This is a genomic window from Cedecea lapagei (assembly GCF_900635955.1).
Taxonomy (GTDB): domain Bacteria; phylum Pseudomonadota; class Gammaproteobacteria; order Enterobacterales; family Enterobacteriaceae; genus Cedecea; species Cedecea lapagei.
Window position 1 is genome coordinate 77,299 of sequence record NZ_LR134201.1, and the last position, 21,828, is coordinate 99,126.

19 protein-coding genes and 1 pseudogene are annotated in these 21,828 nt (G+C 55.7%); 7 read left to right on the forward strand and 13 right to left on the reverse strand.

Features of this window, described 5'->3' with window-relative positions; translation table 11 throughout:
* Positions 1-54: 54 nt before the first annotated feature.
* Positions 55-1,551 carry an inorganic phosphate transporter PitA gene (gene pitA / locus EL098_RS00385; protein WP_126354188.1) on the reverse strand — a complete coding sequence of 499 codons (1,497 nt, stop codon included), beginning with the start codon at positions 1,549-1,551 and terminating at the stop codon, positions 55-57.
* A 229-nt stretch (positions 1,552-1,780) separates the two neighbouring features.
* Between pitA and EL098_RS00390 the strand changes: the two genes are divergently transcribed.
* Entirely contained in the window at positions 1,781-2,977 is a 1,197-nt protein-coding gene (locus EL098_RS00390) for a BaiN/RdsA family NAD(P)/FAD-dependent oxidoreductase (protein WP_126354189.1), read from the forward strand.
* Between the two features lie 14 nt (positions 2,978-2,991).
* On the opposite strand, the gene EL098_RS00395 is transcribed toward EL098_RS00390, so the two are convergent.
* Positions 2,992-3,861 carry a LysR substrate-binding domain-containing protein gene (locus tag EL098_RS00395; protein WP_126354190.1) on the reverse strand — a complete coding sequence of 290 codons (870 nt, stop codon included), beginning with the start codon at positions 3,859-3,861 and terminating at the stop codon, positions 2,992-2,994.
* A gap of 101 nt (positions 3,862-3,962) precedes the next feature.
* On the opposite strand from EL098_RS00395, the gene EL098_RS00400 reads away from it, so the two are divergent.
* The 4 genes from EL098_RS00400 (at position 3,963) to EL098_RS00415 (ending at position 7,410) form a co-directional block, all read left to right on the forward strand.
* Positions 3,963-4,463 carry a GNAT family N-acetyltransferase gene (locus tag EL098_RS00400; RefSeq protein WP_126354191.1) on the forward strand — a complete coding sequence of 167 codons (501 nt, stop codon included), beginning with the start codon at positions 3,963-3,965 and terminating at the stop codon, positions 4,461-4,463.
* Positions 4,464-5,642: an MFS transporter gene (locus EL098_RS00405; RefSeq protein ID WP_126354192.1), complete on the forward strand. Its 1,179-nt coding sequence runs from the start codon at positions 4,464-4,466 to the stop codon at positions 5,640-5,642.
* Positions 5,643-5,751: 109 nt separating this feature from the next.
* Complete coding sequence (gene tam, locus EL098_RS00410) at positions 5,752-6,516, forward strand: trans-aconitate 2-methyltransferase (RefSeq protein WP_126354193.1); 765 nt, start codon at positions 5,752-5,754, stop codon at positions 6,514-6,516.
* A 129-nt stretch (positions 6,517-6,645) separates the two neighbouring features.
* Positions 6,646-7,410, forward strand: coding sequence for a DeoR/GlpR family DNA-binding transcription regulator (locus EL098_RS00415; protein WP_126354194.1), 765 nt, complete (start codon positions 6,646-6,648; stop codon positions 7,408-7,410).
* Positions 7,411-7,445: 35 nt separating this feature from the next.
* Here the strand turns inward: EL098_RS00415 and EL098_RS00420 are convergent, their stop codons facing one another.
* From EL098_RS00420 to pdxR, 7 genes are all read right to left on the reverse strand, one after another.
* Positions 7,446-8,246 carry an HAD-IIB family hydrolase gene (locus EL098_RS00420; RefSeq protein ID WP_126354195.1) on the reverse strand — a complete coding sequence of 267 codons (801 nt, stop codon included), beginning with the start codon at positions 8,244-8,246 and terminating at the stop codon, positions 7,446-7,448.
* 34 nt (positions 8,247-8,280) lie between these two features.
* Positions 8,281-8,799 (reverse strand): phosphoribosyltransferase, encoded by a 519-nt coding sequence (locus EL098_RS00425; RefSeq protein WP_232012279.1) that lies wholly within the window; start codon positions 8,797-8,799, stop codon positions 8,281-8,283.
* 168 nt (positions 8,800-8,967) lie between these two features.
* Positions 8,968-9,765, reverse strand: a complete 798-nt coding sequence (locus tag EL098_RS00430; RefSeq protein WP_126354196.1) for an energy transducer TonB — start codon at positions 9,763-9,765, stop codon at positions 8,968-8,970.
* Positions 9,766-9,902: 137 nt separating this feature from the next.
* Positions 9,903-10,889: a FecR domain-containing protein gene (locus EL098_RS00435; RefSeq protein WP_126354197.1), complete on the reverse strand. Its 987-nt coding sequence runs from the start codon at positions 10,887-10,889 to the stop codon at positions 9,903-9,905.
* Entirely contained in the window at positions 10,889-11,383 is a 495-nt protein-coding gene (locus EL098_RS00440; protein ID WP_126354198.1) for a sigma-70 family RNA polymerase sigma factor, read from the reverse strand. The genes EL098_RS00435 and EL098_RS00440 overlap by 1 nt, the downstream gene beginning before the upstream one ends.
* A gap of 171 nt (positions 11,384-11,554) precedes the next feature.
* Positions 11,555-14,107: a TonB-dependent receptor gene (locus tag EL098_RS00445; protein ID WP_126354199.1), complete on the reverse strand. Its 2,553-nt coding sequence runs from the start codon at positions 14,105-14,107 to the stop codon at positions 11,555-11,557.
* A gap of 132 nt (positions 14,108-14,239) precedes the next feature.
* The gene (gene pdxR / locus EL098_RS00450) at positions 14,240-15,718 is read right to left on the reverse strand and encodes a MocR-like pyridoxine biosynthesis transcription factor PdxR (protein ID WP_126354200.1); all 1,479 of its coding nucleotides are present in this window, start codon (positions 15,716-15,718) and stop codon (positions 14,240-14,242) included.
* Positions 15,719-15,721: 3 nt separating this feature from the next.
* Between pdxR and EL098_RS00455 the strand changes: the two genes are divergently transcribed.
* A complete protein-coding gene (locus tag EL098_RS00455) occupies positions 15,722-16,456 on the forward strand; it encodes an FMN-binding negative transcriptional regulator (protein WP_232012280.1) in 735 nt (244 codons plus the stop codon).
* Between the two features lie 6 nt (positions 16,457-16,462).
* On the opposite strand, the gene EL098_RS00460 is transcribed toward EL098_RS00455, so the two are convergent.
* From EL098_RS00460 to EL098_RS00470, 3 genes are all read right to left on the reverse strand, one after another.
* On the reverse strand, positions 16,463-17,512 hold the full coding sequence (locus tag EL098_RS00460) for an AI-2E family transporter (RefSeq protein WP_126354202.1): 1,050 nt from the start codon (positions 17,510-17,512) through the stop codon (positions 16,463-16,465).
* Between the two features lie 131 nt (positions 17,513-17,643).
* The gene (locus tag EL098_RS00465) at positions 17,644-18,201 is read right to left on the reverse strand and encodes a DcrB family lipoprotein (RefSeq protein ID WP_126354203.1); all 558 of its coding nucleotides are present in this window, start codon (positions 18,199-18,201) and stop codon (positions 17,644-17,646) included.
* Positions 18,202-18,273: 72 nt separating this feature from the next.
* On the reverse strand, positions 18,274-18,939 hold the full coding sequence (locus EL098_RS00470) for a 7-cyano-7-deazaguanine/7-aminomethyl-7-deazaguanine transporter (protein ID WP_126354204.1): 666 nt from the start codon (positions 18,937-18,939) through the stop codon (positions 18,274-18,276).
* Between the two features lie 174 nt (positions 18,940-19,113).
* On the opposite strand from EL098_RS00470, the pseudogene tusA reads away from it, so the two are divergent.
* Positions 19,114-19,360, forward strand: a pseudogene (gene tusA / locus EL098_RS00475) (sulfurtransferase TusA).
* 168 nt (positions 19,361-19,528) lie between these two features.
* Here tusA and zntA read toward each other — a convergent pair.
* Positions 19,529-21,772 carry a Zn(II)/Cd(II)/Pb(II) translocating P-type ATPase ZntA gene (zntA, locus tag EL098_RS00485; protein ID WP_408609093.1) on the reverse strand — a complete coding sequence of 748 codons (2,244 nt, stop codon included), beginning with the start codon at positions 21,770-21,772 and terminating at the stop codon, positions 19,529-19,531.
* Between the last annotated feature and the right edge of the window lie 56 nt (positions 21,773-21,828).

Sequence of the window (21,828 nt, forward strand, 5' to 3'; positions counted from 1 at the left end):
AAGTATAAAAAAAGCGGGCCAGTTACCTGACCCGCTTTTTCTTTTGGCTGCCGCTTACACGAAGCGCAGCGCAATCCAGTACAGCCCGCCGGAGAGCAGAATCGAAGCCGGTAAGGTGAATATCCAGGCCATCAGGATATTGGTTACCGTCTTACGCTGCAGGCCGCCGCCGTCCACGATCATCGTCCCCGCCACGGAGGAAGAGAGTACGTGGGTGGTGGAAACCGGCATCCCGGTGTAGCTTGCCAGACCGATAGAAACGGCCGCCGTCATCTGCGCGGACATCCCTTGCGCATAGGTCATGCCTTTTTTACCGATCTTCTCGCCGATGGTGGTCGCGACGCGACGCCAGCCGATCATGGTGCCGATCCCCAGCGCCAGCGCGACGGCCAGAATAATCCAGACCGGCGCGTATTCGATGGTGCTGAGCATATCGCCTTTCAGCTTCTTCAGCAGGCGCTGATCGTCCGCATTCACTTCCGGCAGCTTCGCCACTTTATCCGTGGTGTCGGAGATGCACAGCATGATGCGACGCAGCTGGCTACGCTGCTCGATGCTGAGCTTGTCGTAGCTTTCGATGTCGGTCAGCATCAGCTTCGCGCGGTCCAGCGCGGTGATAGCGTTTGCCGGGTGGCAGTGGAACTGAGCCGGTTCCGTTGCGCCCGCTTCCGGGGAAGGGATCAGCTGTTCCGCACCGGTCGCCTTCTGCAGCAGCTCAGGGTGCTGCTGGAAGTACGTTTCGATGTTGTTCACTGCGTCACGGGTACGGGTGATTTCGTAGCCGGAAGCGTTCATGTTGACCACGAAACCAGCAGGCGCGACGCCAATCAGTACCAGCATAATCAGGCCGATGCCTTTCTGACCGTCGTTAGCGCCGTGAGAGAAACTCACGCCGATAGCGGACAAGATCAGGGCGATACGCGTCCAGAAAGGCGGCTTTTTCTTGCCGTCTTGCTTTTCACGTTCCGCCGGCGTCAGGTGAATACGCTGCTTTTTCTTGGTGTTGCTCCAGTAACGGCGCAGCAGGAAAATCAGCCCGCCGGCAATCACCAGCCCGACAATCGGGGAAAGGATTAATGAAGCGAAGATCCCCATGACTTTCGGGATATTCAGCGCGTCGACAACCGAGGTGCCGGTCAGCAGCGCGTTGGTCAAACCGATACCGATGATGGCACCGATAAGCGTATGTGAGCTGGAGGCCGGCAGACCGAAGTACCAGGTGCCGAGGTTCCAGATAATAGCGGCCAGCAACATAGAGAACACCATGGCGAGACCATGGGATGAACCTACGTTTAACAGCAGATCAGTAGGCAGCATATGCACAATGGCATAGGCCACGCTCAGTCCACCGAGCAGAACGCCGAAGAAGTTAAATAACGCAGCCATTGCCACCGCAAGTTGCGATCGCATAGCGCGGGTATAAATAACCGTTGCTACTGCGTTGGCCGTATCGTGGAAACCATTAATAGCTTCGTAGAACAGCACAAATGCCAGAGCAAGCAAAAGTAAAAGCCCGGTATGAAGATCCAGGCCGGCAAACAAATGTAGCATAGACGTTACGCCATTTTGAGGACATGAACGCGGCGCATTATGTAAGACAACCTCCACCGCGGCAAAGTGAAATCTGGACTTTTTTTGATTTTAGTCGCCCTCCGGCGACCAGCGGCAATGATTTACATTTTGTTTATCAATCACCTGCATTTGTTCTTCACCTTAAAGCTGGTGCGACCAGCCGCAGGTCTTTACAATCCGTTGCCTTAAGCATAGTCGGGAGTCGGTCGTGGAAAAGTTTGATGCCATTATTATAGGTGCGGGTGCAGCGGGAATGTTTTGTGCGGCGATGGCCGGGCAGGCGGGCAGTCGCGTATTGCTGATTGATAATGGAAAAAAACCGGGCCGTAAAATCCTCATGTCCGGCGGCGGCCGCTGCAACTTTACCAATCTTTATGTCGAGCCCGCGGCCTATCTGAGCCAAAACCCGCATTTCTGCAAATCTGCGCTGGCGCGCTACACCCAGTGGGACTTTATCGACATGGTGGGCAAACACGGCATCGCCTGGCATGAGAAAACCCTCGGTCAGCTGTTCTGCGATGACTCTGCCCAACAGGTTGTCGATATGCTGGTGGCCGAGTGTGAAAAAGGCCGTGTGACGATGCGCCTGCGCAGCGAAGTGCTGAGCATTGAGCGTGACGAGCAAGGTTATACCCTGCAGCTCAACGGCAGCAGCGTACAGGCGGCTAAGCTGGTGATCGCTTCCGGCGGTTTGTCGATGCCGGGTCTGGGGGCAACGCCCTTCGGCTATAAAGTGGCCGAGCAGTTTGGCCTGAAGGTGCTGCCGACCCGTGCGGGCCTGGTGCCGTTTACCCTGCATAAACCGTTGCTTGAACAGCTCCAGGTGCTGTCCGGCGTCTCGGTGCCCTCCGTCATTACCGCTGAAAATGGCGTCAGTTTCCGTGAAAGCCTGCTGTTTACCCATCGCGGCCTTTCCGGCCCTGCCGTCCTGCAGCTCTCCAGCTACTGGCAGCCGGGCGAATTCGTCAGCGTCAACCTGCTGCCGGACACCGATCTGGACGGCTTTATCAACGAGCAGCGTAACGTGCACCCGAATCAGAGCCTGAAAAACACGCTGGCAATGGTGTTACCTAAGCGCCTTGTGGAATGCCTGCAACAGCTCCAACAAATCCCGGACGTGACGCTGAAGCAGCTTAACAGCCGCCAGCAAAGCGAACTGGTCGAAACCCTGCAAGCCTGGCGCGTACAGCCTAACGGTACCGAAGGCTATCGCACGGCGGAAGTGACCCTCGGCGGTGTGGATACCAACGAGCTTTCCTCCCGCACCATGGAAGCGAAAAAAGCCCCGGGCCTCTATTTTATTGGCGAAGTGATGGACGTCAGCGGCTGGCTGGGTGGCTATAACTTCCAGTGGGCCTGGAGCTCCGCCTGGGCGTGTGCGCAGGCGCTGGTTGAGGGCGGCTGAGCTTCAGCCATCGATTAAGTATCAAATGAGCAGAGCCAGTCAGTAAATTTTTTTACTGCCTCATCATGCCTGCCATGCCACAGCAGTGAATAAGAGCCTGTATTGATCACACGATCGTCAAACGGTGATACCAGTCTCCCTGAGTTGAGATGTTTTGCGCAAAACAGCAAAGGGATCACCGCCAGCCCTAACCCATCTTCGGCCGCCTGAATCGCGGCAAAGGTGTGGTCAAGCGTAATGACGTTGGACACGGTATCCTGGCTACCAGAAAACGTATCGTGCCAGCTTTTCCATAAATCTTCCCGTGCCCTAATGGCGAGTTTTACATGGCCCTCTAACCTTTCAGGGGAGGGTAATGGCCGGGTTCGCAAATACCCGGCGCTACAGACGAGCAGGCTGGTTTCGTTGAGAAATGGCTGAGCTTTGAGACCTGCAAAATGCGCCGGGTTTCTGCGTATGGCGATATCAAAAGGAACGGAGAGATTCACGGGCCCGATACTTGTCGTGACATCTACGGTGAGCTCTGGATGCAGTTCGTTGAAATCAGTCAGCCTGGGCATTAGCCAGTGCATGGCAAATGTCGGAAGACACTGGACGGTTAGCCGCGCTGAAGGTGCTATGGCGCTTAGTTTTTTTTCTGCCTCAGAAAGTTCAGTTAATAACCGGGTTGCAACCCTGGAAAATGCTTCTCCCGCCTCCGTAAGCCTTACCGATTTATGAGCCCGGTAAAATAGCTGCGTACCAAGCTGTTCCTCAAGGCTTCTAATGTGACGACTCACGGCGCCGGTGGTGATGAAAAGCTCATCTGCCGCTGCGCTAAAGCTGTTTCTGCGCGCTGCGGCCTCAAAGGCGGGCAAATGAGGCAGAGAGAGTGGTTTTTTCATTGATTGAGTTTAGCTCAACCAGGCGAGAGAGAAAAGATCGTTTGTCAGAAGCATTCTCCACTCTTTAACATCAATCAAAAGTGATTTTGGGGGGATGCGAAATGTTTAAAATGAACATTAGGGCGGCTGAATATAATGATATTAACGGGATAATAGATATCTATTCTTATTATGTTTTGAAATCCACCGTGACATTTGAAATACAATTGCCGAGCTATCAAGAAATGTCAGGCCGATTAGCTAAGGCCCATGAAACACATTGTCCATTTCTGGTTTGTGAAGTGGATGAGAAAATTGCAGGTTTCACCTACGCATCGCGTTACAGGTCTCGTGAAGGGTATCGTTACACTGTTGAAGGATCTATTTATATAGCCTCCTCTTTTCAAGGAATAGGCCTGGGGTCAGCATTACTGCAAGAACTCTTTTATCATTGCAAAAGGCAGGGCTTCAGGCAAATGATCTGTGTTGTCACAGGGCAGGTTAACAGTCCATCATATAAATTTCATATTAATAACGGATTTACTTATTGTGGCGGCCTGAAAAATGTAGGAAATAAATTCGACGCGTTTATAGATACCCATTTTTTTCAAAGGGAAATATAAATGAAGCCGTTCTATACACTCTGCATCGGTCGTGTCGGCGCATCTTTTGGTACGATGGCGTACGCGGGTGCATTGCCGGTTATCAGGGCCGAATGGCATCTTGATGCGTCATCGGCAGGTGCGATTCAAACGGCCTTTAATATCGCAAATGCGCTTGGCTTATTTTCGACATCGTGGCTATGTGATTATTTTGGCGCCAAAAGAGTGTATTTAATGTTCTCCTGGCTGGCAGTGGCGGCGCTGTTTCTTTTTGCTTATGCCGCACATTCATATACTTCCGCCATGGTGATAATAATACTGGTGGGACTGACACAGGGAGGGGCTTATACACCATCAATGCTGCTGGCGTTAAAAATGAGCAGTATACATAAGAGAGGATATTCGGTGGGTATGATTCTGACGGCCGGCTCGCTGGGCTACCTTCTTTCTCTTTTCATTGCCTCCTGGGGCTCGGCCTTCAAAAATGTTTCATTTGCCTTTTATTTGTGCTCGCTGGGTGTGCTAGCCGGGGCATTACTCAGTAGTTTGGCGCTGTATCATTACAAAGAAGAGTTGTGTGAGACCACCTGCACATTAAAGAAAACGGATAACTCCCGTTTTAAACTGACCGCGTTGCTGTTGTTAGTTGGCTATATTGCTCATTGCTGGGAGTTGTTAGGCAGTTGGGCGTGGACACCCAGTATGATTGCACATGCGCTCGTAAATGAAAATTTCAGTCCTCTGACAACCGGATTAATCATTACTTTTACTATCCACTTATCCGGCATGCTTTCAACACTGCTGGTAGGTTCAATATCCGATTATTTTAACCGTACTGCCGTTCTGATTTTTATGGGTGCAGGAGGAGCAATAAGTTCAGTTCTGATGGGGATGTCCGTTTCATGGGGCGCAGCCTGGTCTATCGCTTTGGCTTTTCTTGGCAGTTTTTTTATTTTAGGCGACTCGGGTGTGTTATCTGCGGCGATTGCTGATAATGTCCCAGCTGAAAAAATAGGTAAAGTCATGGGGGTCCGTTCTTTACTTGGTTTTGGATGTGGATCGTTTTCACCTTTTTTATTTGGTATGGCCCTGGATGCGAGTAATAGTTGGTGGCTCGCGTATAGTGTCTTAGGCTTGGGGGGAATTATTGCCTGTTTCTCAGCAATATTACTCAAGCGAAGTGAAAGGGCTGTGGCATAGCATTTTTATTTAAAGCGATATGGCAGGAACGGTAAATTAAGAGGCCAAATTGTTTTCTTCTTTCGAACGTTGAAAATACATTTTTAAGTAAACTTGAATGAGGTGTTAAATGGAAAGTTTAAAAGACTGGAATCCAGCGCTGTATTTAAAGTTTGAAAATGAACGCACAAGGCCGGCGATGGAATTATTAGCTAAAATTAATCATCCGATGGCCAAAACGTACACTGACATTGGCTGCGGTCCGGGGAACTCGACGGCATTACTCTATGCATTGGCACCTGAAGCAAAAATAACAGGCCTGGACAATTCGCCAGAAATGTTAGCCAGAGCGCGGGAAAACCTCCCCGCTTGCCAGTTTGAAAATGCGGATATCGCAACATGGAAACCTGATAGTAAACAAGATGTTATTTTCGCCAATGCGTCTATGCAGTGGATACCCAATCATCAGCATGTTTTTCCACATCTTGTGCAGCAGCTTAGTGCAGAAGGGGTATTAGCCGTACAAATGCCAGATAACTGGGGAGAATATACGCATACCCTTATGCGGCAAGTTGCGGCTGAATTTGATTGCGCAGATTCAGAGCGTGAAGCATTACTGACAATCAATGAATATTATGATCTTTTAACCGCTGCAGGTTGTGACGTTGATATCTGGCGAACCACATACTTTCATGTCATGCCATCCATTCAGGCGATAGTTGACTGGCGCTCAGGCAGCGGCATGCGGCTTTATCTGCAGGCGTTAACCAGTCAGCAAAGAGAACGTTTCCTTGAAAGGTATAGCAGCCTTCTTAATGAGCACTATCCAGCGCAAGCGGATGGAAATAGAGTAATGGCATTTCCTCGCCTCTTTATTGTGGCGAGAAAAAAATAAGACAATATTTTAATTAATATTGCAGAGGCATTCGTTCCTCTCTTTTCTCCTCTGGGCAATTCAGTCTTACGTGCCTGAATGATAGATTGTGCTATGTTATGCACTATTGCAGCTATTTGAGGGCTAAACGTGACTGATTATGATGCATTGCCTGAACAGCGCCAGGCGATGATCCACCAGATCCTGACCGAAACGGGCAGGGTGATCGGCGCCGATGTCGCGCGGAAGCTGGGCGTGTCCGAACACACGATCCGCCGGGATTTGCAGGAGCTGGCGCGTCGTGGCCTGTGCAAAAAGGTTTATGGCGGCGCCATCAGCCAGTTCCAGCAGTCTGCCAGTTTTGAAACCCGCGTGTCGCAGGATGTCGCCGAGAAATCTCAGGTGGCGCGGAAGTGCGCCGGAATGCTCAAAGCCAACACCTGTGTGTTTCTCGATGCCGGTTCAACCTATCTGGCGATGGTGGAGTTTATCCCCGAAGAGCTTGATCTCACTATCGTCACCAACTCCCCGCAAATTGCCGCCGCGCTTAGCGGACGAACCCGAGGCGAGCTGATTTTGCTGGGCGGGAAAGTTAACCCGCTCACCGGCAGCACCCTTGGCTCCGATACCGTAAATCAGCTGCGCGGTATGGTTTTCGACCAGGCCTTTATCGGCGTGTGCGGGCTGGATCCGCAGGCTGGGCTGAGCGCGGTTTACTACGAAGATGCCTGCTTTAAACGCGAAGTGCTGAGCCAGAGCAACGAGACGATTGCCGCCGTCACGGCCAACAAGATGTCCCAGGTGGCGCGCTACAAAGTGGCGCCCTGCGAAGATATTGACGTGGTGGTGGTCAGCGCTGAAACCAAAATTACCGATTTCAGCGAAGTTAACCTGCATATTGAAGTGGCTGGTTAGCGAAACGGGCGGTGAGTTGCCGCCCGTATTCAGATTTAGTTTTGCAGCGCCAGCAGGCTTTTTATCGTGTGCTGCACGGCGCTTTCATTATTGCTGCCGGTAATAAATCGGGCGGCGGCCTTCGTTTCCTCAAAAGCATTCCGCATCGCAAAGCTATACTCCGCCTGAGCCAGCAGCTCCAGGTCATTATAGCCGTCGCCAAACGCCAGGGTTTCCGCCGGGCTGACGTTCAGTAACTGCTGGAGCTTTTGCACCGTGGTCCCTTTGTGAACGCCAGAGTCGGCAATATCTATCCACGCCGCCTCGGACACCACGATATAAACATCTTGCTCAAAAGGCGTCAGGGCCGGGCGAGTCTGCGGGCAGTTTCCTGCTTCGTCATAAACGCTGATTTTCACGAAATCACCCTCGAGTTCGGCAAAAGAGTCCACCTGCGCCAGGCTGGCGTAGGACTGACGCATTTTGTCTTTCAGCCGCTGCGGCACATCTTTGCGGATAAACGCGCTTTCGCTGCCGCAGGCAATAATCACGTGGCTGTCGCTGGCGGCCTCCAGAGTCTCAATAATCCGCAGCCCCAGCGCATTGTTAATTAGCGATTCGTAGACATATTCGCCGTTCCTTTTGATACGCGTGGCGCTGTCGCCGATTATCCATAAATCCTGACGATAATCGGCGAACAGCTCTTCTACCCGCTGGCATTGTTTGCCGGTACAGGCGGCGAAATGGACGCCTTGCTCTGCCATTAAGCGGTGTATTTCCGCAAATAGTGCGCGGTCATAGTCGCCGTGGCCATTGAGAAAAGTGCCGTCCAGGTCAGTAATAACTAGCTTTATCATGTTGTTATTCCATCGGTAAGCGTTCTGTGGGCGTTTATATTTTTAGTTTTGAAACGAAGGGCAGGTTGCGGTACTTGTTTTGCCACGGCATGCCGTAGCCAATGAGCAGGTCATCGTTGTCCATGATGTAGGCATAACATTGCTCGACGGGGATCTCTACGCGGCCAGGTTTCACAAATAAAGTGGCAATAGAGAGAGATTTCGGCGCGTAGTTTTCGGTTAAATGGTCGACCAGGCGTTTCATGGTGCCGCCGGACTCGATGGCGTCATCCACCAGAATCACCTCTTTACCCCTGATGCCAATATTGTCGTGGTAAACGAGAGGGGAGCCATTATTTCTGTCGCCCGGCGTATGCGGGCATGAAATGTAGTCCATTGAAATATCAAAAGTTAGCTGTCTGACCAGGTCGGCGGTAAACAGGATCCCACCGGGCACGACCGTGATCACCACCGCTTCGTGATAGCGACTATTAAGCTGCCTGGCCACTTTGGTGACGCCATCGGCAATCGTCGATTCTTTCATCACGATGTGTCCTACATGATTGTTTCTCACTGCTGCATCCTCGCTAAAGTTTCATTGCTCGTTGTTGCTCGATTAAAATAAGATCTAATGCTCGATTGTGCAATGTTAGCGTAATAAAGGACTTGTTATTGTGATCTGTAACGATCGTGCAGAAATATTATGCTCAATGCTGCATTATCGAGCATTGAGCAAAGGGTTTTACTGGCGGAGATCGAAGCGGATCGGCAGCGTGAGGGTAATTTGCGGCTGGCCCGCAGCGATATCTTCGGTGGGGGCTGGCAGAGGTGTTGCGCGTGCTGGCAGGGCGAGCGCTTCCCGATCCAGCGTGGGCGTGCCGCTGCTTTTTGCCAGCACTACGCTGAGGACCTGTCCCTCTCTGTTCAGCGTCAGGCTCAGGTAAACCACGCCCTGGGCCTGCTGGCGCAAAGCCTGAGCCGGGTAACGTTTGAAGCGATCGAGCCGCTGACGCAGTAATCCAACCCAGTTCACTTCCCCCGGGCTGGGGGCGCTCACGGCGCTGCTTCCTGCTCTGCCGGCGCTTTGCTGCGGATGGCTGGCGGGGGCGTGGGTTTCAGGCGCAGGTGGCGCAGGGGCCGGCGGCACTTCCGCGTTGTGCGGAGTAACTGGCTGAGGTTTGGTGATGGCCCTATGGCGCGCTTTTTTGGCCACAACGATCTCCGGGTTCGGCGCCTCCACGCTTTTCACCGCTTCCTTCGGCTCGGCCTTCTCCTGAGGTGCAGCCGATCGGATCTGCTTGATCTTGTCGGGCTGCCTTTCTGGCGTGGCGACAGAGGCCGGATCGTCGGAAGGAAGGAGCATCAGCGCAATGGGCGGCGGCGCGGTGGCCGTTTGCTCCTGCGCAGGCCGATTGGTTAGCCAGAGGAAAACGCCCGCGTGCAGCAAAAGCGCCAACAGTAGCCCGATGCCGCGACGTGAGGAGGGCAGGCCCTCGGACCAGGCAGGAAAGGGCTTTCTTATCGGCAGGATAGAAGGCATAACAAAATACTCCGCAGCCGGGCTGCTGGTTGTGGTTTCAGTAGTGACAGGAGAGAGGACACGTGAAGCTGGTAAACGGGCAGATTCGAACGAATAACGAGACAATCACCATGAATTAACCCTCTGTGAGGAATTATTCACTGCCGTGAAAGGCTCACCCAGTAGCGCGATAGCGTATTTATCCTGACGGGCAGGACGCGGGGTAAGGCGGCCAGAATCTCATCGGTATTTGCCAGCAGGAAAACGCCAGACAGCCGCAGAGAGGCGATGTCCTCATCGCAGCGCAGTACGCCCGTGCGGTAGCGGTTCACTTCCCGCAGGAAGTCGCCCAGTGGCATATTGTCGGCCAGCAGCTTGCCGTGAACCCAGCCGGGTTCTTTTTCCCCGCTGTGCAGGCCACCGGAGGTTTCGCGAGTAAGCCAGGCGCCCTGGCCCGCGCTGAGCTGAAGCCCGGCCAGCCCGGAGCTGCGCGGATAAAGGCGTACTGCTCCGTGGTACACGGCAATATGGGTGCGCTCCTGTTCCAGCTTTACCCGGAATTGAGTGCCCAGCGCGAGCACTTTGCCGTGGGGGGTGATCACGCTAAAGGGTCGGGGCCAGGCCGACAGTTTTTCCCGTTGCCCGGTAGTTATCAGCAGGTCGCCGCGGAGCAGCTCAATCTGGCGCTGTTGTGGGGTAAAATGCACATTTAGCGCGGTTTGAGTGTCCAGCAAGAGCTGGCTACCTTCGCTTAGCTCAACCTGTCGCTGTTCGCCCGTAGCGCTGCTGTAATCGGCGGTTAACGCCTCCCAGCTGTGCTGCTGTCGACCCCATTCCAGTGAACCTCCGATCAGCAGCAGAGCCCCCAGCCCTTTTAGAGCGCGACGCCTGCCGCTGTTTTTTAGCGAAGAGAGGCTTTTCTGCGCAAGTTTGCCGTCAACCTGCCGAAAGCTGGCGCACATCGTTTCAATATGCTGCCAGGCGCGCTGGTTATCGTCGCTCTCCGCCAGCCATTTTTGCCAGTCGGCTTTGTCCTGCTCGCTAACGTCGTCCGACATCATCAGCGTAAGCCATGAGGCGGCGGCGTAGGCGCTGTCCCGGCCGATTGCTTGCTCGTTTTGGTCAATGAAAGGGCGTGAGGTCATTAGTTTATCGCGAAGAAGCAGTGAAGATTGGCGCGCTGGAGATATTGCTTAACGGAGCTGCTGGAGACCCGCAGGCGCTCGGCGATATCGCAATAACGCATTCCCTGGAGATGCGCCAGCAAGAAAGCCTCTCTTACCTGAGAGGGCAGGCCGTCCAGCGCCGTATCAATCTGTTCCAGCACTTCGAGGATCAGCAGCCTGGCTTCCGGGGAGGGGTGTTCCTGTTCCGGCCGGGAGGCCAGCGCTTCCAGCCAGGCCTCTTCGATTTTCTTGCGGCGATAATGGTTGGCAATCAGCCTTCGGGCAACCGTGGCGAGAAAAGGGCGCGGCTGGCGAATGGACACCAGATCGGGGCTGACCAGGATCTTAATAAAGGTATCCTGGGTCAGATCCTGCGCTTGTTCCGGGCAGCCGACCTTATTGCGCAGCCAGTGGTAAAGCCAGCGCTGATGATCGCAGTAAAGCTTCTGCGCAACCAGTTGGGAACGGGACATGACGTGACTCACCATCGATCGGTATCAGGGCGTGATTATTTATTAAATGATAATCATTATTATTTTCATTTCCGTGTTTTTATGTCAAGAGATTGCGAAGTATTAATCTATTTTTGCCCGGGGCATGGGCGATGGAAAAGCAGCGCCTGGGCTGGCGCTGCGGGTAACACATCAGAATTTCTGCGAAATACTCAGCTTGATGTTGCGGCCGATACCGGAGACGGATTCGCCCAGGTACGGGTAGTAGTCGGTGTTAAACAGGTTATCAACGGCAATGCGGGCCTCCATGCCTTTCACCTGCTCCGGCTGCCAGCTAGCAAACAGGCCCTGCAGCGCGTAGCCGCTGGTTTTTGGCAGCGCCCAGATGCCCGCTAACGGATCGCCATCCTTCGGAGAACGGTCCTGTTTACGCGCCATGTCCATAGTCCAGCCGAACGTCATATTCCACTCCGGGGCTTTTACGCCCAGCGTGGTGTGCGCGGTGACGGGCGGAATTTCTGCAAGCCAGGTTTTGTTGCCCCACGGGTCGCGCGGTGAAGCGTCGCGCTGGCCACGAATAGTGGAGAACGACAGGCTGCCGAACAGGCGGCGGCTGTCGTAAAACGATTCGATTTCCAGCCCCTGAATGGTGTATCCCGGCAGGTTGCGGTAGTTCGACAGCGGGGAGCCGCAGTTAGCGCCACTTTTCACCGACTGTGCGCCGCACAGCACGCCGCGGCGGTAGAAAATTTCGTCCTTGCCGCGGTTGCGGAATAGCGTGGTGCGGATTTGCACGCTGTCGTCGTCCGCGAGCAGATTATTGAAGTCCAGGATCATCCCGCCGCGAACGCTGTTGATGGTTTCCACCTTCAGGTCGCGGCTTGAGCCGGAAACGTTAGACAGCGCGTACTGCACGGTGTACTGCTCATCAATGGTTGGCGCCCGCCATGTTCGGGTGACATCGGCAAACAGCGACATATTCGGCGTGGCTTTCCAGACCAGCCCAAGCGCAGGCGTAAAGCCGTGATAACTTTTGCTGCTGTAGTTGTGGCCGACTTTAGGATCGCTGCTGTTGTACATCGGGGCGATGTTTGGCTCGCCGGTGTTAGTGACGCTGTCGTAGCGCACGCCCGGCGTCAAGGTGACGCTGCCGAGCGTCATACTGTCCTGCACATACAGGCCGCGCGTTTGCTGCTCCCCGGCCGGCATGTAGTAGGGCTGGAAATAGCCGTAGTTGTAGGCCGCGTTCTTCTTGTAGCTAGGGTAGTACATCAGCGCATCGCGTTGATTTTTATGCCAGCTGGCGCCGATTTCCAGCAGGTGATCCACCGGCCCGGTGCTGAATCGGCTCTTGTTATTGATCTCCACCAGATTGTCTTTGTAGTCCACCCAGCTCTCATTGCCGAGCGAGCCCAGGAAGCTGGAGGCGCCTGCGGAGTCGGGGCGGGTATCGTGCTGTTTGGTTTTGGAATATGCGTAGCTCAGCGTCAAATCCAGCCACGGCTGGTCTGCCGGAGCCAGGTTCCACTTCACGGAGTAGTTTTCGTCGGTCTGATCGCGATACACCAGCTTTCTGCGCCAGGCTTCATCTAACCCGTATCTATCAACCTCGGCCTGGCTCGGGGCGGCGATTTCGTCCCGCTTAGCGGCGAAGGGCTGCCAGCCGGTGGATGCCGAGTGCATGGCCGAAAGCGTCAGCGTCTGTGCGTCGGTCAGATAGAGGTTGGTTTTGGCCAGCCAGGTGCCCTGTCGGTTGGCGGAATAGTCGAAATGGGTGCCGTCCGGGCGGGTAATGTTGCCGCCGTCGCGTTTGCTGGCGTAGATCATGCCGTCGGCAAAACCTTCCGGCGTTTTGCCATACAGAGCACCGCTGTAGATATTCTGATTATCGTTGGTGTGGAAGCCGTATTTCAGCATGCCGCCAAAGTTTTCACCGGGCAGCAGGAGGTCGGCCGCGTCTTTGGTGACGATTTTAATGCTGCCGCCGAAGCCGCCGTTGCCGTTGGCGAGGTTAAACGGGCCCTTATCGACGTCGATCTGCTTGATAAGCTCCGGCTCGATAAACACTGACCCCTGGCGATACTTCTCAAACCCTTTCGGCGCGCCATCCAGCGTCACTTTGATATCTTCCATGCCGCCCATGCCCCAGATATTCAGGCTCTGCCCGCCCGGGCGAGGTGAACCGGCGGAAGAAACACCCGGCAGCTTATCCAGCAGGGCAGCGACGTTATCGGCCTGAATACGCTCGATATTTTCTTTTTTAAGCGTTGAGCGCCCGGCAACGACGCTGTCATCCAGCCCGCTGACTACGGAAAGCTCCGGGACGATAATCGGGGCGGCTTCGGAGGAGGGGGCTGCCAGGGAAACAAGCCGATAGCTGTTGTCGTCCCGCACCGCTTTCAGGCCGCTGCCTGCCAGCAGATGATCAAAGGCACTTTGGACGGAATAGGTTCCCTTGAGACCGGAGGTCGTTTTGTTTGACGTTTGATCCGGGGTGAAGACCAGCATCACGTTGGCGTCATTCGCCAGCGTTTGCAGGGCGCCGCTCAACGGCCCGGCAGGCACGGAAAATGGCTGGCTGGCGGCTGAGCTGGCTTCTGCCGCCCAGGAGACTGTCGGTAAACCGGTTGCCAGCGCCAGCAGGCCAGATAAGGCAATGCCAGACGCAAGCGGGGCGCGAAGGAGCGGTGCAGGCTGGCTCGCGTCGGAAATGGCCGTAGCCTTTCCGTTATTTTTTATCGTCATGATGTATCCCTGAAGGTGAGTCACAAGAAGTACTGCTTCAGAGAGGTCACGCGAAACGGGAAATCAGGCAGAAAAATTTTTAAATTAAGAGCTGGGGCCGTTTCCCGCTGACAGATTGCGCAGAACAGGAAGTCAACCCGAGGGGCTGGAGCATAGCACTTCATTCAGGCGCTGCACGGCGCGAGCGATCTCTTCGTCACCGTAGCCGCCCAGCCCCAGCAAAATGCCGGACCTTTGCCTGCCTGGCGTAAACATATGCGACACCGCGCGGACGGAAATACCGGCCTGCATCGCCTGCCCAACAACCTGATGGTCGTCCAGGCCGGGGCGCAGCCAAAGCACCATATGCATTCCCTGATCGCAGGGCTGCAGCCAGGCGACGTCGGGAGAGATGTATTGCTCTACTGCCGCCATCAGCACCCGCCGCTTCTCGGCGTAAACGCCGCGCATTTTACGCAGGTGGCGGTCGAGGTGGCCCTCGGAGATAAAGCTAGCCAGCACGTGCTGATCGGCACCGGGGGGCTGCCTGTCCATCAGGATGCGCGCCCCGCAAAAGGCCGAAACCAGCTGCTTTGGCACCACGGCATAGCCAAGGCGCAGGGACGGGAAGAGGATTTTACTGAAGGTGCCGAGGTAGATGACGTTCTCCGGCCCCAGACCCTGTAGCGCCGGGAACGGATGGCCCGCATAGCGCATCTCGCTGTCGTAGTCGTCCTCAATAATCCAGGCCTGGTTTGCCTGCGCCCACTCCAGCAAAGCGGCACGGCGGGACATACTGAGCGGCATGCCTAGCGGGTACTGATGTGAAGGCGTAACGAAGGCGGCGCGGGCATGGGGCGCCAGTTTTTTACCCAGCTCAACGTCCAGCCCTTCGTCATCAACGGCGACTTTGACCATCGTGCGGTCGCGGAACATCGTTTCGAATAGCGAAGTCGCGCCGGGGTAGCCCGGCTCCTCCATCCAGAGCGAATCCCCGGCCTCCAGCAGGATTTGCAGCGTCAGGTAGAGGCCGTGCTGGTTGCCGGAGGTGATGATGACCTCGTCCGGGGTGCAGCGCACCGAGCGCGACTTTCTGACGTATTCGCAGATGGCCTCCCGCAGCGCTCGTGCGCCCTGCGGATCGGCGTATCCCGACGGTGCGCCAGCCCCGCGGGCGCGGATACGGTTGCCGAGCCTGCGCCATACGTCGCCCGGTGCGGTATCGCCGACCGGGACGGAAACGGCAAACGGCTTCGGCGCCAGCGTTTTTAGCTGCTCGCCTACTCTGGCGAACGCCTGGGCCTGGGCAGAAAGGGGGAGCGGGGCCGAGCGGCTGGTTTTCACCATGGGAGCGGGGCTTTCCGGGGCATACGCTACCCGAGTGCCGGAGCCATGTCTGGATTCCAGAAACCCCTCCGCGACCAGCTGTTCGAAAGCTTCCAGCACCGTGCCGCGTGCAAGGGACAAAGCCTTTGCCAGCACGCGGGTGGACGGCAGCAGATCGCCGCTTTTCAGCTCGCCTTTATGAATGGCGTTTTTCAGCGCCCTGGCTAACTGCAAACTAAGCTGCCCGCCGCGGCGGTCAAGCTCGCCGATGGCGGGAATATCGACGGCTCTGGCTTTACGTGACATGAAATGTGGCCCGTTTATAATGCCGTAATCTGGCTCTTAATCATAAACCACTTTGGGCATATGCTGGGCAAAATTACCGCAAATAAAGGTCTGCCAATGTATATTCCTCGCCATTTTCAGGAGCACGATATTGATCTGTTGCAGGGGCTTATTCAGGCCAATCCCCTGGGCCTGCTGATCGTTCAGATTGAAGGCCTGACAGAAGCTTTTGATATCCCGTTTGAACTTTGCCCTGAACAAGGTGAATTCGGCACGCTCTGCGCGCATATTGCTCGCGCGAACCCTTTGTGGCGCGGCCTTCAGTCAGAGCAGGAAGTGCTGGTAGTGTTCCGCGGTGCACAAGGTTATATCTCCCCTGGCTGGTATCCGGGTAAGCAGGAGCACCATAAGGAAGTACCGACCTGGAACTACCAGACCGTGCAGGCGCGAGGGAGGGTTGCGGTACGGGACGATGCCGATTTTATACTACGGCAAATAACCAGCCTGACCCGACAGCAGGAAGCCCAAATGGATCTTCCGTGGCAGGTGAGCGATGCTCCCCTGGCGTTTATCGACTCAATGCTTAAAGCGATTGTCGGGATAGAAATCCCTCTGACTTCACTTATCGGCAAGGCCAAGCTCGGGCAGAACAAGAAGCGTGAGGACCAGGCCGGTGCCGCGCAGGGGCTGATGGCAAAAGGCGAAGTGGCCATTGGCGAGGCGATGTTACACAGCCTCGCCGGGCGCGATAAAACGTAACCGGGATTATCCCGGCAGGCGGCTTTTTGGCCTGCCAGGACCCAGCAGAATAGCCAGTTTCGCCCCGCCCTGGGTGGATTCCATCAGGATCTTACAGACGCTGGTGAGCGGCACCGAGAGCAGCATGCCGACCGGGCCAAGCAGCCAGCCCCAGAAGAGCAGAGAGAGGAAGACCACGAAGGTGGACATCCCCAATCCACGCCCCATCATGCGGGGCTCCAGGATGTTCCCCAGCACCATATGCACCACAAGAAATAGCGCGCCGACCATCAGCATTTCATAGGTGCCGTTTAGCAAGAAGGCCTGAATCATCGGGGGAACGGCCGATATCACCGAGCCGATATTGGGAATGTAGTTGAGCAGAAAACCGAGTACGCCCCACATCAGCGCAAACTGGACGCCCAGCAGTTTTAGCCCCAGCCAGATAACGATGCCGGTCAACAGGCTGATAAAGGTTTTCAGCGCCAGATAGTGGGTGACGCCTTTTAATGCCCGGTGCATCCCGGCAATGTGAACCTTTGGGTTCGCCAGCGCGAAGCGCAGCTTATAAGGCACGTGACGGACCTCAAACAGCATAAAAATCACCGTCATGGCCAGCAGTAAAATGCTGGCCATCGCCCCGGACAGCCCGGTCATTAAGGTGGTGGCAAACGTCATCAGCTTGTCGGAGTCCAGCTTTTGCAGCATACGCTCCGGCGACAGCGGCAAATGCAGAAACGGCACGGCTTGCTCGATTTCACGGACCTTTTGCGTCAGCAGTTTGTTGAATTGCGGCAGCTGTTCCATAAAGTCATTCATCGAGGTTGCCAGCACGCCCACCAGCAGGGTGAGCATGATCAACATCACCAGTACCACGATGGTAATGGCCAGCGGGCGATTAAAGCCACGGCGCATAAACCAGGTGACCAGCGGATTGAGCACGATAGCGAAAAACAGCGCCATCAGCAGCTGTACGATGATGTCTGCCGCGGCGTGAATACCGGCGAGAATAATCACCAGCGCCGAAAGTTTTAGCAGGATGTGCAGGCCTGTCTTATCGAGGTGCGGAGGAGTCATGGAGACGTCCAGTCAGAAAAAGGTGCTTTTAGTGTAGTGCCTGATTGGCGGCCGACTACGGCGGTCTGTCTGAAAATGAAGGAAAAAAAAGGCTCCGCGAGGTGCGGAGCCCTTGATGCATCGCGCAACGATTATTTGATGGCGATAGTGTTGATGATGTTTTCCGCGTTGGTTTGTGCCAGCTGCTGGTTATCCGCAGGCAGCGTAATCTGCATGGTCAGCAGCTTGTCGTCCAGGCGGCCAAGGATGATGGAGGAGTATGCGGTCTGGCCTTTAGCTGAGATAACGCTGTCCAGCTGCTGCAGCTGGTGGCCTTTAATTTCAATGGATTTGTTGGTCACAACCTGCAGCTGCGGGTCGCGTGCGCGCTGCTGCTCTTCAAGACGTTTAGCCAGCGCGGCAAGGTCGTCAGTGGTGTTGTCGCCGATAATCACGATCACCGCTTTCTGGCCGGTTGCGTCAGAATAAACGTGCATGTTGTTGGACTGGGTGCCGACTTTGCCGCTCTGATCGGTCATATCTGCCGGCAGGGCGAAGCTCAGCTTGCCGTCCAGCAGTTCGACAGGCTGGCCGCTGGCGCTGCTGGCTGCCGGAGCACCGGCGGTGGCGGTTTTGCTGTCGTTATTGTCACAGGCGGCAAGACCCACTACCAGCAGGCCAATACCGACATATTTTACCAGTTTGCGCATCGCGTTATTCCTTTCCGTTAGCAAGCCAAAAGGCTAATCCTTGCATCTTAACACAAGATATTCAGCTCGCGATTAACCAGGCTGTAGCGCGGAGATTTCGGATTTATCTGCCAGGCGTTTCAACAGCATATTCAGCAATACGCCGTACATCGGCAGGAAGAAAATCAGACTGATAAGGACTTTAAAGCAGTAATCGACAACGGCGATCTCTACCCAATGCTGAGCCATAAAGGCGTCCGGGCTGCGCCAGAAGGCGATAAAGAAGAACGACAGCGTGTCGCTTACGTTGCCAAACAGCGTGGAGACGGTAGGGGCTAACCACCAGCAGTGGTTTTGACGCAGGCGGTTGAAGACGTGAACGTCGAGGATCTGGCCGAGCGCATAGGCCATAAAACTGGCGACCGCGATTCGGGCAACGAACAGGTTGAAGTGGGTTAAGGCTTCAAAGCCCTGCCAGCTTCCCATGTAAAACAGCGACGAGATGCCGTAGGAGATCACCAGCGCCGGGATCATCACCGCGAAAATAATGCGTCGCGCCAGCGGAGCGCCAAAAATTCGCACCGTAAGGTCGGTTGCCAGGAAGATAAACGGGAAGCTGAACGCGCCCCAGGTCGTATGAAACCCGAAGACCGAGACCGGAAGCTGAACCAGATAGTTACTGGAGGTAATCACCAGTAAATGAAAAAGCGATAGCCAAAACAGCGCATTAGTGCGCTGGCGAGTGCTGAACTGCGTCATGTTGTAGCCTTTTTAGTAGTGGGGTGAGGGAACCCAGTCAAAAATGTAAAGCGCGGGGATGATACTGCTTTAACTTTTCATTGCAATGGTTAATTTTAACGCAATCGTTCACGCGGCTTGCGCCAGATTTTCCCCGGCGTAAACTAGCGCAGTTTTTGACGACCAGAGAGTGCTATGACCGATTCGTTCGCAACCCCCGACCATACGCTGGATACCCTTGGCCTGCGCTGCCCGGAGCCGGTGATGATGGTGCGCAAAAACCGTGCGCACAATGCCCGTAGGCGAAACGCTGCTGGTGATAGCCGACGACCCGGCCACCACGCGCGATATCCCTGGCTTCTGCCGCTTTATGGAGCACGAGCTGCTCGCCAGCGAAACCGACGCGCTGCCTTACCGCTATTTGCTGCGTAAGAGTCATTAATCCCCTCGCCATGCTGCCAATCTCTTGTTGAAAATCGCTCTGTTTTAGAGGGTGATGCTCCATCAGTGTTTTCAGTGTGGCTACCCCGGCAGGCATGGCCTGTATTTCCTTGCGGGGGCATCCCTGCCCCTGGCTTGTGGAGTAAAAATCCGGAAGCTGCCTCGAAAACTATTTTTTTCGCAGCAGGCGAATGGCGTTCGCCGTCACCAGCGCGGTAGCACCTGAGTCTGCCAGCACCGCCAGCCACAGGCCGGTCAGGCCGAGCAGGGTGGTGACCAGGAAAATCCCCTTCAGCCCCAGCGCAATCGTCACGTTCTGGCGAATGTTGTTATGGGTGGCCCTGGCGAGCCGCACCATACCGGCCAGCTCGGTCAGGCGGTTGTGGGTCAGGGCGGCATCTGCCGTTTCCAGCGCAACGTCGGTGCCGCTGCCCATGGCGATGCCGATGGTCGCCGCTTTCATCGCCGGCGCATCGTTAATGCCGTCGCCGACCATCGCCAGCGGCGCGGTAGCGTTCAGCTTGTTCACCGCCGCCACTTTGTCCTCCGGGAGCAGGCTGGCGCGGTAATCAATACCCAGCTCGCTGGCTATTGCCGCCGCCGCACGTGGGTTATCCCCCGTCAGCATAACGCCCTGAATTCCTAGCTGATGAAGCGCGGCAACCGCTTCGCGGGCGTCGCTGCGCAGGGTATCACGCATGGCGATGGTGCCCAGCAGCTTGCCTGAGCGCAGCACCACGATAACCGTCTGGCCCTCTTCTTCCTGCTTCGCGATACGCTGCTGCCAGATTTCGCTGAGTGCCTGACCGTCAAGTTTTGACGGCGAGCTGAGCAGCAGCGTCTCCCCCTGAATACTGGCTTCTACGCCAACCCCAGCCAGAGCACGGTGATTTACCGCTGCCAGAGGAGGCAGATTACGCTGCTGTGCTGCATTCACAATAGCCTGCGCCAGCGGGTGCGTGGAGCCCTGTTCGACGGCTGCGGCAAGCGCCAGAAGCTGTTCTTCCTCTATTCCTTCCTCTACGGCAATAGCCGTAACCTGAGGTTTACCCGCCGTCAGGGTGCCGGTTTTATCGAAGGCGACCTGCTGGATTTGGCCGAGGCGTTCCAGCGCCGCTCCGCCCTTAATTAATGCGCCACGGCGAGCGGCGGCGGCAAGTCCGGAAGTAATAGCTGCGGGCGTAGAGATAACCAGCGCGCAAGGGCAGCCGATCAGCAGCAGCGTCAGGCCTTTATAGATCCACGGTTCCCAGGCTTGTCCAAACAGCAAAGGGGGAAGCACGGCGGTCAGCAGCGCGAGAAGCATGACTATCGGCGTGTAAATCCGGCTAAAGCGATCGATAAAGCGTTCGATGGGCGCACGGCGCTCCTCGGCCTCCTCAATCAGCCGCAGAATACGGTCAATGGCGCTGTCGCCAGGTTCGGAAATTACCTCCAGCTGAACAAGGCGATCCACGCTGGTGCTGCCAGCGGCGACTTTCTCGCCCTGCTGCCGTTCTACCGGCACGGATTCCCCGGTTAAGGCGCTTTCGTCAAAGCTGGCAAAACCGCTGAGCAGACGACCGTCGGCGGGCAGGCGGCCCCCGGCGGAGACCTCAATAACGTCGCCGGGGCGAAGATCGGCCTGAGCGACGGTTTCGCGCTCGCCGTCCCGGAGGCGAATAGCGACGTCCGGCTTTAGCGCCATTAAGGCGCTTACCCCGCGGCGGGCACGGCTTGCCGAATAGGATTCGAGGCGTTCGCCGACGAGGAACAGCAGCAGCACCATTGCCGCTTCAGCGGTGGCGCCGATAAACAACGCGCCGATTGCCGCGACGCTCATCAGCGTTTCAATCGCGAACCAGTTGCCGCTGCGTATCAGGCGTACGGCCTGGCGGGCTATCGGCCACAGGCCAACCAGCGTGGTGGCGATAAACGCCAGATTGCCGAGCGGATGGTTGAACTGCTCGAGCCCCCAGCTAATCACCATCAGCACAATAAGCAGGATCAGAGGCAGGTTTTCCTGCAGGCCGCTGCTTTTTTCCTGCTTCGGCGCAGAACCTGCATTTAAGGTGTAGCCTGCCGCCTTGACCGCTTTTTCTACGTCGCTGCGAACGTCGCGCGCCGAGCTGACCAGCAGCTTTTCCGTCGAGAACACGACCTGAACCTGCTGAACATCGCTGATCTGTTTCACCGCGTTTTCTACTTTGCGGGCGCAGGCCGCACAGTCCATCCCCTCTACGTGCCAGCTGTAGCGGCTGCCGCTGTCGACGATTTCCTGCTCTGGCTTCTGGGCAGAGCAGCTGTCGTCGGCGCAGCAGGACGGGCCTTCCGCCTGCAGCGGGCTAAGTTTGGCAAACGCAAACTGCGGTGGCTTTTTGCCGTCTTGAGGTGTGTTGAGCATGGCGCCCTCCGGTAATGATAATTTTCTCATTACCGATGTTACTCTCTGGAGTCAACTCCAGAGTCAAGAGGCTTTTTTTACCGCCG

What these genes read in the sequence shown, in the direction of transcription:
- EL098_RS00395 (WP_126354190.1), bottom strand. Translation starts at nt 3,861, where the DNA reads ATGAAAAAACCACTCTCTCTGCCTCATTTGCCCGCCTTTGAGGCCGCA.
- pdxR (WP_126354200.1), bottom strand. Translation starts at nt 15,718, where the DNA reads ATGTCACGTAAAGCCAGAGCCGTCGATATTCCCGCCATCGGCGAGCTT.
- zntA (WP_408609093.1), bottom strand. Translation starts at nt 21,772, where the DNA reads ATGAGAAAATTATCATTACCGGAGGGCGCCATGCTCAACACACCTCAA.
- EL098_RS00405 (WP_126354192.1), top strand. Translation starts at nt 4,464, where the DNA reads ATGAAGCCGTTCTATACACTCTGCATCGGTCGTGTCGGCGCATCTTTT.
- EL098_RS00440 (WP_126354198.1), bottom strand. Translation starts at nt 11,383, where the DNA reads ATGTCCCGTTCCCAACTGGTTGCGCAGAAGCTTTACTGCGATCATCAG.
- EL098_RS00400 (WP_126354191.1), top strand. Translation starts at nt 3,963, where the DNA reads ATGTTTAAAATGAACATTAGGGCGGCTGAATATAATGATATTAACGGG.
- EL098_RS00420 (WP_126354195.1), bottom strand. Translation starts at nt 8,246, where the DNA reads ATGATAAAGCTAGTTATTACTGACCTGGACGGCACTTTTCTCAATGGC.
- EL098_RS00435 (WP_126354197.1), bottom strand. Translation starts at nt 10,889, where the DNA reads ATGACCTCACGCCCTTTCATTGACCAAAACGAGCAAGCAATCGGCCGG.
- pitA (WP_126354188.1), bottom strand. Translation starts at nt 1,551, where the DNA reads ATGCTACATTTGTTTGCCGGCCTGGATCTTCATACCGGGCTTTTACTT.
- EL098_RS00460 (WP_126354202.1), bottom strand. Translation starts at nt 17,512, where the DNA reads ATGACTCCTCCGCACCTCGATAAGACAGGCCTGCACATCCTGCTAAAA.
- tam (WP_126354193.1), top strand. Translation starts at nt 5,752, where the DNA reads ATGGAAAGTTTAAAAGACTGGAATCCAGCGCTGTATTTAAAGTTTGAA.
- EL098_RS00445 (WP_126354199.1), bottom strand. Translation starts at nt 14,107, where the DNA reads ATGACGATAAAAAATAACGGAAAGGCTACGGCCATTTCCGACGCGAGC.
- EL098_RS00470 (WP_126354204.1), bottom strand. Translation starts at nt 18,939, where the DNA reads ATGACGCAGTTCAGCACTCGCCAGCGCACTAATGCGCTGTTTTGGCTA.
- EL098_RS00465 (WP_126354203.1), bottom strand. Translation starts at nt 18,201, where the DNA reads ATGCGCAAACTGGTAAAATATGTCGGTATTGGCCTGCTGGTAGTGGGT.
- EL098_RS00430 (WP_126354196.1), bottom strand. Translation starts at nt 9,765, where the DNA reads ATGCCTTCTATCCTGCCGATAAGAAAGCCCTTTCCTGCCTGGTCCGAG.
- EL098_RS00455 (WP_232012280.1), top strand. Translation starts at nt 15,722, where the DNA reads ATGTGGCCCGTTTATAATGCCGTAATCTGGCTCTTAATCATAAACCAC.